This window comes from Streptomyces sp. adm13(2018), from assembly GCF_008042145.1.
Classification (GTDB): domain Bacteria; phylum Actinomycetota; class Actinomycetes; order Streptomycetales; family Streptomycetaceae; genus Streptomyces.
Window position 1 is genome coordinate 151,419 of sequence record NZ_RDBH01000113.1, and the last position, 17,185, is coordinate 168,603.

The 17,185-nt window shown below is 75.3% G+C and carries 15 protein-coding genes and 1 pseudogene; 6 read left to right on the forward strand and 10 right to left on the reverse strand.

All coding sequences use genetic code 11. The annotated features are described in order from the left end of the window. Positions 1-130: 130 nt before the first annotated feature. Complete coding sequence (locus EAO70_RS10675; RefSeq protein WP_402112086.1) at positions 131-2,383, reverse strand: phage holin family protein; 2,253 nt, start codon at positions 2,381-2,383, stop codon at positions 131-133. A 240-nt stretch (positions 2,384-2,623) separates the two neighbouring features. Further along, the gene (locus EAO70_RS10680) at positions 2,624-3,040 is read right to left on the reverse strand and encodes a hypothetical protein (protein ID WP_148002755.1); all 417 of its coding nucleotides are present in this window, start codon (positions 3,038-3,040) and stop codon (positions 2,624-2,626) included. A gap of 145 nt (positions 3,041-3,185) precedes the next feature. On the opposite strand from EAO70_RS10680, the gene EAO70_RS10685 reads away from it, so the two are divergent. Beyond that, positions 3,186-3,965, forward strand: a complete 780-nt coding sequence (locus tag EAO70_RS10685) for an MBL fold metallo-hydrolase (protein ID WP_148002756.1) — start codon at positions 3,186-3,188, stop codon at positions 3,963-3,965. Positions 3,966-4,071: 106 nt separating this feature from the next. Continuing rightward, positions 4,072-4,734: a DedA family protein gene (locus EAO70_RS10690; protein WP_148002757.1), complete on the forward strand. Its 663-nt coding sequence runs from the start codon at positions 4,072-4,074 to the stop codon at positions 4,732-4,734. A 79-nt stretch (positions 4,735-4,813) separates the two neighbouring features. Here the strand turns inward: EAO70_RS10690 and EAO70_RS10695 are convergent, their stop codons facing one another. Beyond that, on the reverse strand, positions 4,814-5,758 hold the full coding sequence (locus tag EAO70_RS10695) for an MBL fold metallo-hydrolase (RefSeq protein WP_148002758.1): 945 nt from the start codon (positions 5,756-5,758) through the stop codon (positions 4,814-4,816). An 81-nt stretch (positions 5,759-5,839) separates the two neighbouring features. Continuing rightward, a complete protein-coding gene (locus EAO70_RS10700; protein WP_148002759.1) occupies positions 5,840-7,870 on the reverse strand; it encodes a DUF5107 domain-containing protein in 2,031 nt (676 codons plus the stop codon). Positions 7,871-8,048: 178 nt separating this feature from the next. Here EAO70_RS10700 and EAO70_RS10705 point away from each other — a divergent pair, with 178 nt between their 5' ends. After that, positions 8,049-8,381: a DUF6204 family protein gene (locus EAO70_RS10705; protein WP_148002760.1), complete on the forward strand. Its 333-nt coding sequence runs from the start codon at positions 8,049-8,051 to the stop codon at positions 8,379-8,381. A gap of 81 nt (positions 8,382-8,462) precedes the next feature. On the opposite strand, the gene EAO70_RS10710 is transcribed toward EAO70_RS10705, so the two are convergent. Beyond that, positions 8,463-8,813: a hypothetical protein gene (locus EAO70_RS10710; RefSeq protein ID WP_148002761.1), complete on the reverse strand. Its 351-nt coding sequence runs from the start codon at positions 8,811-8,813 to the stop codon at positions 8,463-8,465. Continuing rightward, positions 8,810-9,061: a lipopolysaccharide assembly protein LapA domain-containing protein gene (locus EAO70_RS10715; RefSeq protein ID WP_148002762.1), complete on the reverse strand. Its 252-nt coding sequence runs from the start codon at positions 9,059-9,061 to the stop codon at positions 8,810-8,812. Before EAO70_RS10715 ends, EAO70_RS10710 begins: the two co-directional genes overlap by 4 nt. Before the next feature lie 282 nt (positions 9,062-9,343). Here EAO70_RS10715 and EAO70_RS10720 point away from each other — a divergent pair, with 282 nt between their 5' ends. Next, a complete protein-coding gene (locus EAO70_RS10720; RefSeq protein WP_148002763.1) occupies positions 9,344-10,102 on the forward strand; it encodes a GntR family transcriptional regulator in 759 nt (252 codons plus the stop codon). A gap of 225 nt (positions 10,103-10,327) precedes the next feature. Beyond that, positions 10,328-11,431, forward strand: a complete 1,104-nt coding sequence (locus EAO70_RS10725) for an adenosine deaminase (protein WP_148002764.1) — start codon at positions 10,328-10,330, stop codon at positions 11,429-11,431. Positions 11,432-11,548: 117 nt separating this feature from the next. Here the strand turns inward: EAO70_RS10725 and EAO70_RS10730 are convergent, their stop codons facing one another. From EAO70_RS10730 to EAO70_RS10745, 4 genes are all read right to left on the reverse strand, one after another. Next, positions 11,549-12,448: an LD-carboxypeptidase gene (locus EAO70_RS10730; protein ID WP_261992816.1), complete on the reverse strand. Its 900-nt coding sequence runs from the start codon at positions 12,446-12,448 to the stop codon at positions 11,549-11,551. Between the two features lie 77 nt (positions 12,449-12,525). Further along, positions 12,526-14,526, reverse strand: a complete 2,001-nt coding sequence (locus EAO70_RS10735) for a prolyl oligopeptidase family serine peptidase (protein WP_148002766.1) — start codon at positions 14,524-14,526, stop codon at positions 12,526-12,528. Between the two features lie 46 nt (positions 14,527-14,572). Continuing rightward, the gene (locus tag EAO70_RS10740) at positions 14,573-15,907 is read right to left on the reverse strand and encodes a M20/M25/M40 family metallo-hydrolase (RefSeq protein ID WP_148002767.1); all 1,335 of its coding nucleotides are present in this window, start codon (positions 15,905-15,907) and stop codon (positions 14,573-14,575) included. Then, positions 15,900-16,733: a M55 family metallopeptidase gene (locus tag EAO70_RS10745; RefSeq protein WP_148002768.1), complete on the reverse strand. Its 834-nt coding sequence runs from the start codon at positions 16,731-16,733 to the stop codon at positions 15,900-15,902. The genes EAO70_RS10740 and EAO70_RS10745 overlap by 8 nt, the downstream gene beginning before the upstream one ends. 195 nt (positions 16,734-16,928) lie before the next feature. Between EAO70_RS10745 and EAO70_RS37845 the strand changes: the two are divergent. Then, positions 16,929-17,185: pseudogene (locus EAO70_RS37845) on the forward strand (hypothetical protein); the annotation flags it as partial.

Sequence of the window (17,185 nt, forward strand, 5' to 3'; positions counted from 1 at the left end):
GGGTGCCTTCCGGCCGGGCGCCCCCGATAGCGGTTCTCGTCCGGCGCGACCGGTCGGGGAGGCCGCTCCGACGGGCCTCCGCCGCCGGAGCGGCCTCCCCGACCGGTGTCCTGCCCGGCCCGCGCCCCCGTCAGCGGCTCTCGTCCCGCGCGACCTGACGGTCGAGCGGCCGGTGGGACGCCGGGACCTCCGCCGCCGGGGCGCCCTTCCTGCTCGGCGCCTTCGTCAGCGGCTCGTCCTGCGCCACCTGTCGGTCGAGCGGCCGCTCGCGTGTCGGGGTCTCCGGCGTCTGGGGTGTCTCCAGGGGGACCTGGGGGCCCGAGCACTCCCGCAGCCAGCGTCTCAGCACCCGGTGCACCTGCTCCGCGCCGACCAGCTCCTCCCCCGCCCCGACCGGCGGCGACAGTTCCGGGGGCGAGAGGAGGAAGGGGCGCGACTGCTCGCCGCCGAGGCCGCCGTGCGAACCGATCTGTTCCTCGAAGGCGTGCACGGTGCCCGTCGCCGGGTCGTACATCGAGTTGACCATGATGTCCGCGACGTGCGGAAACCCGTCCGTGCGGCGTACCGCACTCGCCGCGCCCGGCCCGAAGGCGGCGAGCGGTCCCGTGTCGTCGAGGTCGGCGACCGGGACCTCCGCCCCGTCGCGGGCGAGCACCAGCGAGCCGTGCTCGGCGCTCGCCACGAGGACGAAGCCGACGCCCGGATGGTGGGCGAGGGTGCGGAGCAGGGCCGGGTGGCGCCGGTCGATCTCCTCGCGGGTCATGCGGTGCGGCACGTCGGGGAAGGAGACGAGGCCGAGGTTGCCGGAGGCGAGGACGACCGGCTCGGAGGGCGCGGCGGACAGTTCCTTCGCGGTCTCGCGGGCGCCGCGCGCCGCGCCGGACTCGTCCAGGGGCCGGTGCAGCGCGAGCCGCAGCGCGTCCCGGGCCGCGTCCCGCGCCTCCGAGCCGCTGCGGGTCCGGCGTACCCGGCGCGGCACCGGCAGCCCGCAGCCGGCCCTGACCAGGTCCTTGAGCGTCAGCCCGTACGCGCCCTCGAAGGTCTCGCCGGGGCTCTGCCCGTGGTCGGAGAGCAGCACGATCCGGTACGGGCGGGGGGCGTGCTCGGCGACCGTGGCGATCAGCGCGATCGAGCGGTCGAGGCGGCGCAGGACCTGGTCGGTGTCCCGGCTGTGCGGGCCCGAGTGGTGGGCGACCTCGTCGTAGGCGACGAGGTCGGCGTAGACGGCGGTGCGTCCGGCGAGCATGTCCCCCATGACCGCCGAGACGACGACATCACGCTCCACGACGGTCGCGAAGGCGCGCACGAAGGGGTAGGTGCCGCCGCGCGAGACCCTCGGGGTCTCGCGGCGCAGCCGGGCCCGGGTCGACTGGACGACCTCGCGTCCGCATTCGGCGAGGAGGGCGCCGGCGGTGCGGACGGCGTTGGCCGGGTCGGAGAAGTAGGCGAAGTAGCCGGCGCGGGAGCGGTTGCGGGGGCCGCGCCGGGCGGCCATGGACAGGACGAGGGCGAGCTGGTCGGCCCCGCCGCTGAAGAGGTTGCCGCGGGAGGCCCCGTCGACGGTGAGCAGGCCGCCGTCGCCGGTGCGGTGGACGGCGCGGCGCTGGAGTTCCACGGCGCTCGCCGGGCGGTTGGACACCATGATCCGGCCGGTGTCCTTCTCGTACCAGCGGAAGGCGGGTACGTCCTCGTTGGAGCCGTGCAGGATGCCGAGTTGGCTCGCGCCGGTCTGGCTCGACCAGTCGGTGCGCCAGGGGGTGAGCCGGTGGCCCGCGGCGATCCAGGACGCCACGGTGGGCATGAGGCCGTCGGCGACGGCCTCGCGCAGGACGCGGTGACCGACGCCGTCGAGCTGGAGGAAGACCGTCCCTGGCACCTCTCCGGGTACGTCCTCCGGGGCCCGGGGGCGGGTGCGGCCGGTGAGCCGGTAGAGCCGGCGCCGGTAGGCGTCGTCGTCATGGACGGCGAGGCCGGTGGAGGTGGCGGAGGCGACGGCGGACATGACGGCGGCGACCACGACGGCGGTCTCGGGGTTGGCGGTGCCGCGTCCGTCGGGGATGAGCCAGAGGGCGACGAGGAGCAGCGAGCCGTTGAGGAAGAAGACCAGGACGCCGAGGACGAGGGCGGGCACGAGGAGGAGGGCGCGGACGATCGCGGGCCACACGAGCGCGCCGAGCAGACCGAACGCGCCGGCCGCGGCGGCGGCGGTGAGCGCCGTCCTCGTGAAGGTGTCGCCGCCGGCGGACTGCAGCTCGAAGTCGGGGAGCAGTCCGGCGAGCGCCAGCATCGTGAGCGTCGACACCGCCCAGACGACGATCACCCGCCCCAGGGCCCTGCCCGCGGACCGCCAGCGCTCGGCGCCACCCCATCGCCCGTCACTCACGCCCGCTTCACCTTTCGCCCGTTTCCTGCCTCCAGCGTGGCACAAAGCCCCCGGTCGGCGCGGAGAAGGGGTGGGTGACGGCGACCGGCCCGGGTGTGTCAGGTGCGTACGTGGAGTTGTACGTCACGTCGTACCTCGGGTCGTACGTCAGGTCGTACGTCAGGTGGGTGCGGGAAGTCCGGCCGCCCGGCCGCCGGATCGCCGTACGGGCGGCGACGACGCGGGGTCAGCAGTGAGGCGTCAGCAGCCGTCGTAGCCGGCCGTGGGCATCGACAGGCGCCGGTGGACGCCCGCCTTGGCCGCCGCGTCGTACTCCGGCTCGCCCTCCGGCCCGTCGGCGCAGGCCGTCTCCACCCGTACCCCGCGCCGCGCGCACTCCGCGCGGAAGCCGGACACGGAGGTCAACGCACGGGCGAGGACCCGCTCGTTGGCGGCGACGAACAGGTCGACCGCACCGGCCTCCACGTCCGCCCACAGGGCCTCGTGGTCGGGCCGGATCCCGTAGAACAGCAGCCGGCGGGCGACCACGTACCCCTGGTCGTCGGCCCAGCGGGCGCACACCGCGTGCTGGCCGCGCGTGTCCACGAGGAAGGGGTCGCTGTCCAGCTCTTCGAGCGGGGTGAGGCTGGCGATCGCCGCCACCCGAACGTCGTCCATGGCCCGACCCTACTGCGGGACGGGACGGCCGAACATCCTCCGGGGCCCGCTCCGGACATTACCCTCGATACGGAGTGAGGGTGCGAGCACGTCATCGTGAACGGGCGGTGGACGGCGGACGGGACCCGCGACGAAGGAAGGCGGCATGCCGGTGGAGGTCACCTGGTGGGGTCATGCGACCTGCACGGTCGAGGACTCCGGGGTCCGCTTCCTGACCGATCCCCTGTTCACCCGGCGGCTCGCGCACCTGCGGCGGCGCCGGGGCGCCCTGCCGCCGCCCGAGGCCGCGGCCGCCGAGGCCGTCCTCGTCTCGCACCTGCACTCCGACCATCTGCACCTGCCGTCCCTGGCGCGGCTCGCGCCGGGGACGCGGCTCGTCGTGCCGCGCGGCGCCCCCGCCGCCGTACCGGGACTGCGCCGGCTCGACGCGAACGGGCTGCGGCTCACCGAGGTGGGGCCGGGCGACACGGTGACCGTCGAGGGCGTCACGGTACGGGCCGTGCCGGCGCGCCACGACGGACGGCGGCTGCCGGTGGGGCCGCATCGCTCCCCCGCGCTCGGGTACGTCGTCGAGGGCGAGGCCCGGACCTACTTCGCCGGGGACACCGGGCTCTTCGACGAGATGGCGGAGGAGGTCGGCCCGGTGGACGTGGCGCTGCTGCCGGTCGGCGGCTGGGGTCCGTACCTCGGGCACGGGCATCTCGACGCGGGCCGGGCGGCGGAGGCGCTGGCCGCGCTGTCACCCGCGGCGGCGGTCCCGGTGCACTACGGCACGTACTGGCCGATCGGTCTCGACGGGGTCCGGCCGCACGAGTTCCACGCGCCCGGCGACGAGTTCGTGCGGCACGCCGCCCGGCTGGCCCCGAAGGTGGCGGTCCATCTGCTGGCGCACGGCGAGCGGGTGCGTCCGGAGGTGGCCCGGTGAACCGGCGGAACGCCGCGCGGACCCGGGTGGCCGGGGGCGCGGGGACGACCGGGCCGGGAGGAGCGYTGCGGCGGTCCGCGACCGCGGCGCGGCCGGGGGGCGGCCGGTGATCCACGGGCTCTCCGGGGTCGTGGCGGTGGTGCGGGAACTGCCGACGCAGTCGACGCAGCAGGCGGTCGGCTATCCCTCCCTGTTCCTCCTGGTGGCGCTCGGCGCGCTGGTGCCGGTCGTGCCCACCGGCGCGATCGTCAGTTCGGCGGCGGTCGTCGCCTTCCACCAGACCTCGCCGCTGTCGCTGCTCTACGTCTTCCTGGTGTCGGCGTTCGCCGCCCTGCTCGGCGACATGGTCCTGTACTGGCTGGGGCGGCGCGGGGTGCACTCGCGCAACGGCTCGCGGTGGCTCGCCGCCCTGCGCCGCCGGGTGACGCCGGATCGGCTCGCGCACGCGCAGGAGCGGCTCGACACCCATCAGGTGTCGATGCTCGTGTTGTCCCGGCTCGTGCCGGCGGGGCGGATCCCGGTGATGCTGGCGTGTCTGCTGGCGGAGATGCCGTGGCGGCGGTTCGTCCGCGGTGACACGGCGGCCTGCCTGGCGTGGGCGGCGACGTACCAGCTGATCGGGATCCTGGGGGGTTCGCTGTTCCCGGAGCCCTGGCAGGGGGTCGTGGCCGCGGTGGGCCTGACGGTGCTGGTCAGCGCGGTGCCGGGGCTGTGGCGGCGGCTGCGGGGACGCGAACGGCGTACGCAGGTGGGCGGCGGCGCGGGCTGACGGAGGCGCGGCCCGGAGGGGGCCCTGACCGGCGGGGGCGTGGACCGACGGAGTCGCGAGCCGGTGGAGCCGCGTTCGGTCAGGGCGTGAGGACGCGCGAGCCGCCGACCGGGAGGTCCCACAGGTCCTCGCGGCGCAGCCCCGCCTGCTCCCAGGCGGCCCTGACCCGGGTGAGGGGTTCGAGGACGGGCTCCGAGGACAGCACGAAGGTCGCCCAGTGCATGGGTGCCATCCGCCGCGCCCCGAGGTCCTGATGGGCGCGGACCGCCTCCTCCGGGTCGGTGTGGACGTCGCTGAGCCACCAGCGGGGCTCGTAGGCCCCGATCGGCAGCAGGGCCAGGTCGATGCCGGGGTAGCGGCGGCCGATCTCGGCGAACCAGTGGCCGTACCCGGTGTCGCCGGCGAAGTGGACGCGCCGCCCCGAGCGGTCGGTGAGCACCCAGCCGCCCCACAGGGAGCGGCAGGTGTCCAGGAGGGTGCGCTTGGACCAGTGGTGCGCGGGCACGAAGTCGAAGCGCACGCCGTCGAGTTCGGCCGCCTCCCACCAGTCGAGCTCGGTGACCCGGGTGAACCGGCGCCGGGTGAACCAGCGGCCGAGGCCGGCGGGGACGAAGACCGGGGTGTCCCGGGGAAGACGTCTCAGGGTCGGGGCGTCGAGGTGGTCGAAGTGGTTGTGGCTGATGACGACGGCGTCGACGGGCGGCAGGTCGTCCCAGCGGACTCCGACGGGGGTGAGCCGGGCCGGGGTGCCGAAGATGCGCCGGGACCAGACCGGGTCGGTGAGGACGGCGAGCCCGCCGATGCGCAGCAGCCAACTGGCGTGCCCGGCCCAGGTGACGGCGAGGGTGTCGGGGCCGGCGGGCGGCAGCGGACCCGGCTCGAAGGGCAGCAGCGGGATGTCCCGGAGGCCCTCGGGGCGGGGGCGTACGGGGACCCGCAGAGGCAGGCCCCGCACGTTCCCTCGAAGCGCGGCTCCCCGTGACGGAAGCGCGGGTGCCCGCACCGGCACTCCTGGGTCGCCCATGCCGCCATCCCCGGACCTCCGCTCCCCCACGGTCTCCGCCTCCTCCAGCGTAGCGACCGCGACCCGGGAACGCTCCTGTCCTCAGTTCGGGCGCATCCTGAACTCGTAGGCGTCCGGCAGGGGTTCGTCGGTGACACGGGCCCAGAGCTCCCCCAGGGTCTCGGCGCCCTCGCGCAGGTCGGCCACTTCGAAACCCGTGTCGAAGACGGCCCGGGCCTCGTCCCGCCGGCCCTCGGCGAGCAGCAGCCGGATGTCGAGCAGCCGGAAGGCCCCCTGCTGTCGGACGGCGGCCGGCAGCCGGTCCCAGAGGGCCCGGGCGCGGTCGGGCCGGTCGACCGCGAGGAGCGCGTCGAGGGTCTCCCGGCCGAGGGCGGTGGCGACGGCCCCCGCCCCGGCGCGAACCGGGGCGGCGTCGGTGCCGCCCTCGCCCGCCGGAGCCCCGGCAGCGCCGTCCGAGGCCGCGTGGTCGGCGAACGCCTCGGCGAAGTGCTCTGCGGCCCGTTCCGGGTGGCCCTCCTCGCGGTCGGCGACGGCCAGGCAGTACAGCAGCGGCCAGCGGACGGTCGCCTCCTTGAGGCCCCGTTCCCAGCTCCGTACGGCCTGGGCCCGGTCGCCGGCGTGCCACTGGGCGATGCCGAGCTGGTACTCGGTCGCCGGGTCGGCCGGGGCCGTCTCCAGCATGTCCCGCCAGGGGGTCGCGACCACGGGCGCGATCAGCGGGGCGCCCGGGGCGGCTCCGCGCGCCGGGGCCTTCGCCGGGGGCGGCAGGACGCCGGTGCGGAGCAGCTCCCGCCAGGGTTCCTGCTCGGGTCCGAGGGTCGACTCGGGGAACGGCGTGCCGGGCAACGCGTATCCGCCGCGCAGGACTTCGAGCGCTCCCCAGCCGGATCCCGTCGCGAGGACCTCCTCCGGCTCCCGGTCGGCCGCGGTCTCCCGCCAGGCCGTGTACGCGGCGTCGACCGTGCCGCGGGGCAGGGCGGCCGACAGACTGCGTTCGACGTCGGCGCGGGCGGCCGCCCAGTCCTCGCCGAGCGCCGCCGCGGGGTCGGCGGCGAGCGGCCCGTAGGCCTCCAGCCAGCTGAACTCCCCGCCGCCCGGGAGTTCCAGGTGTTCGAGCTGGGTGCGGGCGAGCCCGGCCTGGATCTCGGCGTAGCCGGGGGTGCCGGGTTCCGTCAGCCACTCCTGCCAGCGGCGGCCGCCGCGCCCGGTGCCCCAGACGAAGAGCTTGCGGCCGCGCAGCGGGTCGGTGGAGGTCTGGACGAGGCCGGTGCCGTCCGTGTCGAGGGCGGCGATCCAGCGGCGCTGCCCGTCGGGCAGGTCGTAGAACCAGTCGGCGGCGTGGGTGCTGTTCCGCGGGTACGTGCGGTCCGTGCCGTCCTCGGTGACCGGCACCGCGACGCGGTCGAGGCCGCGGTCGTAGCCGTGGTGCCACGCGGCGTCGGCGGGCGCGAGGACGCGGCGGTCCTCGGGTACGGCGATGTTGGACCACCAGTAGACGGGGGCGGTGCGCTCGTGGGGGTTGCGTATCCGGACGGCGACGTACAGGAAGTCGGAGTCCTCCGGGAGCCAGAGGTCGACCTGGAAGGGCAGGTCGCGCAGGCGCTCCCACTCCCAGAGGCGGAGCATCGGCCCGCCGTCGGGCGCGCGGACGACGGCCGCGTGGAGGGGGGAGCAGGAGAGCGCGGTGTGGCCGGTGGCCCCGATGTTCCACTCGACGCCGCCGGAGAACCAGGCGCCGTTGAGGGCGAACGCGGCGGGCTGGAACACCGGGTTGCGGTAGAGGAGTTCGCGGCCGGTCGGCTTGTGGTGGAGGGAGTGGAGCCGGCCGCCGAGGCCGGGCAGCACGGTGGCCCGGAGCCGGTCGTTCTCGATCACGAGCGCGTCGAGGTCGGCGGGGGTGCGCTCGCGTCCGTAGCCGTCGCGGACGGGGGCGGGGAGCAGGCTGCGCAGCGGGTCCCGGCCGATGCCCCGGGCCATGTCCCGCGGGAGGTCCGCGAGGGTCCGCGGGTCGACCGCGTGGGCCCCGGCGGGGGCCCGCAGTGCGGGAAGGGGGTTGTCCGGGCCCAACAGGGCGGCGGGCAGCGTCAGTACGGCACGTCGTACGGTCGTCATCGCCCCATGGAACACGCCCGGGGCCCTCCTGACCAGGGGTTCTCAACCCCGGGCTTCGGCCGTCCGGGGCCCCGGGGCGGCCGGAAACTCCCGGCGGATCGGGCGCGCGGCGCCTTAGGGTGGGCGGTCGGCACGCCACCGGGCGGCCGTGGAACCGGGGCAGCGAGGGGTACGAGAAATGGGCACGCAGCACACCTACCGGGTCATCGTGCGCGGCACGTTCGACGGTCTGTCGGAGGAGAGCCGGGCACGGCTGCTCGCCGAGGCGGACGCGCACGGGCTGACCGCGATGCAGTTCACGGAGGAGGGCTCGCTGGCCTACGACCGGACGCTGAAGCACTTCTCGTACCGCCTGGTCGTCGTCTCCGACGCGGCGGACGGCGACGAGATGGCGGGCGCGCTCGCCGAGGACCGGGTGGAGACGGCTCTGGCGGCGCTCGGGCACGGGTACCGGGGGCTGCGGTCGACGGTGACCGACCTCGACACGATGAAGATCAACTACAAGCGCTGAGCGGGGCGGGTGCCTCGCCCCCGGGCCGGATGGCGGGCGAGGAGTGTCTCCTCCGTGCCGAAGGAGCCCGGCCGCCGAAGCTCAGCGGCGTGCCGTGGCGACGCGGGGCGGGCAGCTCTCCCCCTTGCGGACGACTCCGATCATGACCGTGGTGCGGCGGTCGAGGCCCGTGCCCGCCTCCGGGTACTGGGTGACGACCTGCCACCGGGGCGGCCAGAGCACCCGTCGGTCGCGCCCGCTCACGTCGTGGACGTCGAGGCGGGTCCGCGGGTCGAGGCGGGTGAAGACGCGCCACAGCCCGCGGCCGAGGAAGTCGGGCACCGGACGGGTCCCGGAGCCGTCGTCGGCGGTGGCGGTCTCCTCCGTCGAGCTGACCGCGACCGCGGCGAGGGCGAGTACGGCGCCCGCCCCCACCACGGCGCGGCGCCTCATTTCCGCCTCCGCGCCGCGAAGTAGAAGCCGCAGGCGGCGCCGATGACCGCGGTGGCGAGCAGGGCCAGGTAGAGCGGCATCGTCACTTCGGGGACCAGGATCCTGATCTTGACCTCGCGGGTGTTCTGGAAGATGAAGACGAGGGTGACGACGGCGAGCACGGCCATCGCGATCCGCCCCGGAGTCAGGGCCTCGGTGAACCGGGACCCGCCACCGCGCGATGTCCGTGGCGCCTCTTTGGGACTCATGCCCGGCCCTCTCCTCCGTCGTACCGTCGGTCGTACCCCGGCCGCAGCCATGGGTCCAGAATGAGGCGAACGGAGCCTCACCGTGATGGCGAGCAGAGCCGTCCGGGTGACTTGTCAGACAACGTGGGCCGACTACGGTGGTGCCGGACCCCGTCGGACACGGGGTACGGCACCACCCGCCGGAACGCGGCGGGCCCACCGGATCCGACCGAGCCCGGACGGATTCCACCGGATCCCACCGGATCCCACCGGATCCCACCGGTATCGAGACGAGGAGCGGCCGTGGCGGTCAGCGGGCAGCGGCGGCGACCGGTCGTGGCGCTCTACGAGCGGATCGCGGACGCCGTCCACGACGGCACCTACCCACCCGGCTCCACGCTCCCCTCCGAGCCGAAGCTCGCCGCCGAGCTGGGCGTGAGCCGGCCCGCCCTGCGCGAGGCCCTGCTGCTGCTCCAGGAGGACGGCCTGCTGACCGTGCGGCGCGGGGTGGGCCGTACGGTCAACGACCGGCCGCCCCGGCGCGGGTTCGAACACGTCCGGCCCATCGAGGAGCTCATCGGCGTGGGCACGCCGTTGCGGGTGCGCGCGCTGCTGCGGACGGTCGAGGAGCCGACGGACTTCACCACCCAGCACCTGCTCGCCCCGGCCCGCGCGGAGTTGCGCTTCTGGGAGTCGCTGCTGACCGGGGAGGGTACGGCGGCGGCGCTGAGCCACGAGTGGGCGGCGGCCGACGAGCTGCTCGACCGGGTGCACCCCGAGTTCGCCCGGGCCCTGCGGGCGGCGGAGGCGCGGGCCGGGCAGGGGGCCGCCTCGATGCTCTCGGTCCTGCTGGGCGCCTCGCGGGAGACCGCGCTCACCGCGCACAGCGGCATCACGGCGACCCTGCTGGGGCGGCGGCGCGGGGACCAGCTGGGGCGCCCGGCGGACACCCCCGCCGTCCTGGTCACCCAGGTCGTCCGGGTCGGCGAGACCCCGGTCCTGGCCGCCAAGCACATGCTCCCGACGGGCGCCCCCGCCCTGCCCGTCCTCCAGTCGCACTGAGGCGACCGAGGCACCCGTACCGGGCCAGGAGGGCGCGCTCCGGGCCGACCCTGGTCCGGTTCGTCGCGCGCGGGGCGTACGCCCGGAGCACCGGGGCGCGCATCCACGAGCGCACCCCGTCCGAGGCCCCGCCGACGGGCCGCCGGGGCGCCGACGCGGCCTCCGGAGCACCCCTGTCGGTCCAATCACAGCGGCCCCCTCCCCCGTGGCGTACACTTCCCCGCCATGCACTTGTCTGACAACCCTGCCACGCCTGCCGCCGCCACCGTCTCCGAGTGGATCCGCCGGGCCCCCAAGGCCGTCCTCCACGACCACCTCGACGGCGGGCTGCGTGCCTCGACCATCGTCGAGCTGGCCCGGGAACGCGGCTACACCGCGCTGCCCACCGAGGACCCGGCGGCGCTCGCGGTCTGGTTCCGGGACGCAGCCGACTCCGGTTCGCTGGAGCGCTACCTGGAGACCTTCGCCCACACCTGCGCGGTGATGCAGACCCGTGAGGCGCTCACGCGCATCGCGGCCGAGTGCGCCGAGGACCTCGCGGCGGACGGCGTCGTCTACGCCGAGATCCGCTACGCCCCCGAGCAGCACCTGGAGGGCGGTCTGACCCTCGACGAGGTCGTCGAGGCCGTCAACGACGGCTTCCGCGAGGGCGAACGCCGCGCCGGCGGCCGGATCACCGTCCGCACCCTCCTCACGGGCATGCGCCACACGGACCGCTCGCTGGAGATCGCGCAGCTCACCGTCGCGCACCGGGACAACGGCGTGGCCGGCTTCGACATCGCCGGCGGCGAGATCGGCAACCCGCCGGCCCGTCACCTGCCCGCCTTCCAGCACCTGAAGCGGGAGAACTGCCACTACACGATCCACGCGGGCGAGGCCGTCGGCGCGGAGTCGATCCACGAGGCCGTGCAGGTCTGCGGCACCGAGCGGATCGGCCACGGCGTGCGGATCACCGACGACATCGGCGAGGACGGCACGCTCGGCCGGCTCGCCTCGTACGTCCGGGACAACCGCATCGCCCTGGAGGTCTGCCCGACCTCCAACCTCCAGACGGGTGCCGCGAAGGACTACGCCTCGCACCCGATCGACGAGCTGCGCCGCCTCGGCTTCCGCATCACGCTCAACACGGACAACCGGCTGGTCTCCGGCACCACCATGAGCGAGGAGTTCCAGCACATGGTGGACGCCTTCGGCTACGGCCCGGAGGTCTTCGAGGAGTTCACGGTCGCCGCGCTGGAGGCCGCCTTCCTGCCGCTCCCGGAGCGGCAGCGGCTGATCGACGAGGTCGTCCGCCCGGGGTACGCGACCCTGCGCACCGTCTCGGCCTGACCCACCGGCCCCGGACCGGGGGCCTCCGGTCTCCCGGCCTCGCCGGAGTCGCGGCCCCTGCGGTCGTACGGTGCTCCGGAAGGGCCGGGACCGGACGGGGGCCCCGCGTCCCCGCCCTCAGCGCAGGGCCGGGGCGTCCAGGGTGAGGGTGTTCCCGTCCGTGTCCAGCACGGCCGGGACGCCGAGCGGCAGGGTCAGGGCCGTCTCGCCGTGGCCGAAGCCCAGCTCCTCCACCACGGGGACGCCGAGGCCGCCGAGGCGGTCCGCCAGGACCGCCCGGATCCCCTCGTACGGTCCGCACTCCGCCCAGGAGCCGAGGGCGATGCCCGCGACACCGTCCAGCCACCCGGACCGGAGGAGCTGGGTGAGGATGCGGTCCAGCCGGTACGGCTCCTCCCCCACGTCCTCGACGAGCAGCAGGCCCCCGCGGGCCGAGGGGCGGGCACCGGGGGTGCCGAGGTCCGCGGCGAGGAGACTGACGCAGCCGCCGAGCGTCACGCCCCGGGCCCGGCCCGGCACCAGGGTCCGTGCCGTGTCCAGGCCGAGTCTGCGCACCGATTCGGGCTCGAACAGCGTGGCGCGCAGGGACTCCTGGGTGCGCGCGTCGGACAGGAAGGTGCCCGCGGCGACCATCGGGCCGTGCAGGGTCGCGAAGCCGGCCCGGACGGCGAACGCCTCGTGCAGGACGGTGATGTCGCTGTAGCCCACGAACGCCTTGGGCCCGGCCTCCCGGATCGCCCGCCAGTCGACGAGGTCGACCATGCGCTGCGCGCCGAACCCGCCGCGGGCGCAGAGGACGGCGGACACCTCGGGGTCGCAGTAGGCCTCGGTCAGGTCCCGGGCCCTGTCCCGGTCGGCGCCCGCGAGGTGGTCGAGCGTCGGGTGGGTGTCCAGGACGTGCGGGGCGACGACCGGGTCGAGGCCCCAGCCGCGGAGGATGTCCAGCCCGGCCCGCAGCCGCTCCTCGGGGACCGGTCCGCTGGGGGCGACGACGGCGACCCGGGCGCCGGGCCGCAGCCGCTCCGGGCGGGCCGGCGCGTCGACCGGCGGCCGGGACCCGGGCGGCGGGGCGAAGAGAGCGGGGTCGGAAGCCGTCACGTGCGGTACTCCAGGTCGGGGACGTCGGTCCGCCGGATGCCGAAGGTCCGGGCGTACAGGGAGAGTTCGGCCTCCAGTGCGCGGACCATCGTGTCGGCCCGGCGGAAGCCGTGGCCCTCCCCCTCGAAGGCGAGGTAGGCGTGCGGGACGCCTCGGCCGGCGGTGCGGGCGAGGAAGCGCTCGGCCTGCGCGGGCGGGCAGATGACGTCGTCGAGGCCCTGGAGCAGCAGGAAGGGCGCGGTGACGCGGTCGACGTGCTCGATGGGCGAGCGCTCCTTGTACCGGGCGGGCACCTCGTCGACGGATCCGATCAGGCCGTGGAGGTACTGGGACTCGAAGTCGTGGGTCTCGTCGGTGGCCCAGCCCCGCAGGTCGAGGATGGGGTAGATGATCGTGCCGCACGCGTACACGTCGGTGGAGACCAGGGAGGCGGCGGCCGTCCAGCCGCCGGCGCTGCCGCCGCGGACGGCCAGCCGGGCGGGGTCGGCGGTGCCCTCGGCGGCGAGTTCGCGGGCGACGGCCGCGCAGTCCTCGACGTCGACGACGCCCCACTGCTCGCGCAGCCGCTCGCGGTACTCGCGGCCGTAGCCGGTGGAGCCGCCGTAGTTGACCTCGGCGACGCCGATGCCGCGCGAGGTGAAGTAGGTGATCTCCAGGTCGAGGACGAGCGGCGCGTGGCCGGTGGGACCACCGTGGGCCCAGATGACGTAGGGCGGGAGTTCGCCCTCGGGGCCGGTGAAGCCGGGGTGGTGGGGCGGGTAGACCTGTGCGTGGATCTCGCGTCCGCCGGGGCCGGTGAAGGTGCGCACGCGGGGTTCGGGGTGGTGGGCGGGGTCGACGGCGTCGGTGTGGGCGGCTCCGACGACCCGGGTGCGGCCGGTCCGGGTGTCGAGTTCGACGAGTTCGTAGGAGCGGTGCGGGGAGGCGGCGACGCCGACCACGCGGGTGCCGTGGGCGGCCAGGGTGGGGGCCCACTCGGTCCAGGGTCCGGCGACGTCGGCGAGGGTGCCGCGGTCGGGGTCGAGGACGCCGAGGGCGGTGGTGCCCTTGCCGTGGACCACGGCGACCAGGCCGTTCTCCAGGGGCGTGAACCAGTTCAGGCCGATCTTCCAGAGCGGTCCGCCGAACTCCTCGGCGCGGGGGCAGAGCGCCGTCGGCTCGCCGAGGCCGCCGTCGCCGTCGACCTCCGCCCGGTAGAGGTTCCACCAGCCGGTGCGGTCGCTGACGAGGAGCAGCCGTCCGGCCGCGTCCCAGTCGACCTGGGGGATCGACTCGGCGGGTCCGCCTGCCACCGTCCGGGCGGGGCGGAAGGTGCCGTCGGGGGCGATCTCGGCGAGCTGGACCTCGGTGCCGTCCCAGGGCATCCGGGGGTGGTCCCAGCCGATCCAGGCGGCCCGGCCGCCGTCCGGGGAGAGCCGGGGGCCGGTGACGAAGCGGTGGCTTCCGTCGGAGAGTTCGCGCACGGCCGTGCGGTCGTCGGCCGCGGAGCCGTCGAGGGGGACGGCGGCGAGCACCCGGCGCACGTCGGTCGGGGCGGGGCCGGTGAACTCCTCCAGGACGCACCACACCTCGTCCCGGTCGGGGTGGACGACCGGGTCCACCCAGCGCAGTCCGCCGCCGGTCCCGGAGACGGGGGTCAGGGGCCGGGGCTCCGCGCCGGGGGCGGCGTCGGGTTCGTACGCGTAGAGGCGCTGGTCCGGGAAGTGGCAGAAGACGGCGAGCGGGCCGCCGGCCGGCCGCGGGACGGCGGCCCAGGGCACCCCGCCGTACTCCACGACCCGGCTGCGCACGTTCCACGGGTCGGGCAGCAGGCTCTCCTCGGTGCCGTCGGCGCGCCGGCGGACCAGGGCGCGCCGGCCCCCCTCGGCGGGGCGCGGCGCGGTCCACCACAGCTCGTCGCCGACGACGCCGGGGTACTCGGGCCGCCCGTCGTGGGCGGCGGCGAGCGCCGCGTCGACGGGTGACGGCCAACTGCCGTGGGCGGCGATCGTTTTCATCCCTGCTCCCCCTGTCACGGTGGTACGCGATCGGTCCCGGTCGGCCCTACGCCGACCTCAGGTAGTGGTCGAGGACCCGGACGCCGAAGTGCAGGGCGTCTACGGGGACGCGCTCGTCGACGCCGTGGAAGAGGGCCCCGTAGTCGAGGTCCGGCGGCAGCCGGAGGGGCGAGAAGCCGTAGCCGGTGATGCCGAGCCGGGAGAACTGCTTGGCGTCGGTGCCGCCGGACATGGTGAACGGCACGACGTGCCCGTCCGGGTCGAAGCGCTCGACGGCGGCCCGCAGCTTGGCGAAGGTCGGCGAGTCGACGGGGGCTTCGAGGGCGACCTCGCGGTGGTGGTACTCCCACTCCACGTCGGGGCCGGTCAGCTCGTCCATGGTGCGGGCGAACTCCTCCTCGGTGCCGGGCAGCGTCCGCCCGTCGATGTGGGCGACGGCCTGGCCCGGAATGACGTTGACCTTGTATCCGGCGGCGAGCATCGTCGGGTTGGTGCTGTTGCGGACGGTCGGGGCGACGAGCGCGGCGGCCGGTCCGAGCTTGTCGAGGAGGACGTCCACGTCGAAGTGGGGCGCGTGGGTGTCGATCTCGATGCCCTGGAGCGCGGCGAGTTCGGTGAGGGCCGCGCGGACGGTGGGGGTGAGCCGGACGGGCCAGCGGTGCGCGCCGATCCGGGAGACGGCGTCGGCGAGGCGGGTGACGGCGTTGGCCGTGTTGACCTTGGAGCCGTGGCCGGCCCGGCCGTGGGCGGTGAGCGTGAGCCAGGCGGTCCCGCGCTCGCCCGCCGCGATCGGGTAGAGGGTCGTGCCGGGCTGCGGGTGGAAGCTGAAGGCCCCGGACTCGCTGATGCCCTCCGTGCAGCCCTCGAAGAGGTCGGCGTGCCGGTATGCGAGGAAGCCGGAGCCGTCCTCGGCGCTGGCCTCCTCGTCGGCCGTGTAGGCGAGGACGATGTCGCGGCGCGGCCGGATGCCCTGCCGGGCCCAGGAGCGGACGACGGCGAGGACCATCGCGTCCATGTTCTTCATGTCGACGGCGCCCCGGCCCCACACGACACCGTCGCGGACCTCGCCGGAGAAGGGGTGGGTGGTCCACTCGGCGGGGTCGGCGGGGACGACGTCCAGATGGCCGTGGACGAGGAGCGCCTCGGCGGTGGGGTCGGTGCCGGGGATGCGCGCCACGACGTTGGTGCGGCCGGGGGTCCGCTCCAGGAGGGTGGGTTCGATGCCGGCGGCGGCGAGACGCTCGGCGACGTACTCGGCGGCGGGCCGTTCGCGGCAGTCGCCGCCACCGCGGTTGGTGGTGTCGATGCGGATCAGCTCGGAGGTGAAGGTGACCACCTCGTCGAGCGCCGTGGTGTCCGGGCCCCGGACCTCGTCAGCCATACTGCTCCTCCACCGCGGCCGAGACGATGGTCGTGACCGCCTTGAACGTGCGAATTGCCTCGTACATCGTCCCGCTGGTGTACGCGACGCGCCGCTCCACGGTGCGCGCCACGCCGGGAACCACCGTGGCGGCGGCGCCGAGGTGCTCGGCGTCGAACTCCAGCTCCACGGTGAAGGGGCCGCCGCGGACCGGTTCGTGGCGGACGGCGAGGGCGGCCGCGGTCTTCGCCGCGGCGCGGATGTCGGCGGCGGTCCTGGCGGGGGTCCGGCAGACCGCCGCGTACCGCGAGACGTAGTCCTTGACGGCGACCTTGGGTGCCCCCGGCGCGTACCCGAGGGCGTCTTCGCAGGTGAGGTCGTCGCCGGTGACGAGCACGACGGGCACGCCGTACTCCGCGGCCACGTGGGCGTTGAGCAGTCCCTCGCTCGCCCGCTCGCCGTTGAGCCAGACGCCGGTGATCGAGTTGGCGAGGTAGGTGTGGGCGAGGACCCCCTCGGTGCCCGCCCCGGTGTGGTAGCCGACGAAGGCGATGCCGTCGACGTCCCCGTGCTGCACGCCCTCGACCATGGAGAGGGTCTTGTGCCGCCCGGTGATCATCTCGGCGCGGTCGTCGAGCCGCTCCAGGAGCAGGTTCCGCATGGACCAGTGCGCTTCGTTGATGAGGACCTCGTCCGCGCCGCCGTCGAGGAAGCCGAGCACCGCGGCGTTCACGTCGGAGGTGAACATCGTGCGGCAGCGCTCCCACTGCGGTGTGCCGGGCAGCACGTCGGCGGGCCAGGTCACACCGGTGGCGCCCTCCATGTCGGCGCTGATGAGGATCTTCATGTCTGGCACCGTACGCGCCGCCCGGCGGCCGTACCACCCCTGTGGATAACGTCATTGGCCTGGGCCATTGATGCCCCTCGGACGGCCCCGCGGGCGTCGGGCGGGGGTTCCTCCGAAGACGGGCCTTCTCGCTCCGGGGGGACGTATAGGCTGCTTTGGAAGCATCCGTCCCCACGCGCCTCAGGAGAATCCTCGGTGACCGTCACGCTCGCCCAGTTCGAGACCTCCCCCCAGCCCGAGCACGGGGACGCCGCCGACGCTCCCCGGGTCACAACCGTCCCGGAACCGGCCTCCGGCGCGGACACCCCGGCCCCGGCGGAGGACGGCACGGCCGAGGCCCCGGCCCCGGCGGAAGCCCTCGACGTCCCCGAGCCTGCCGCCGCCCTCGGCGCCGAGGGGCAGGATCTCCTGGACGGTGCGGACTGGGTCGAGCAGGGCCCCGCCGACGACCC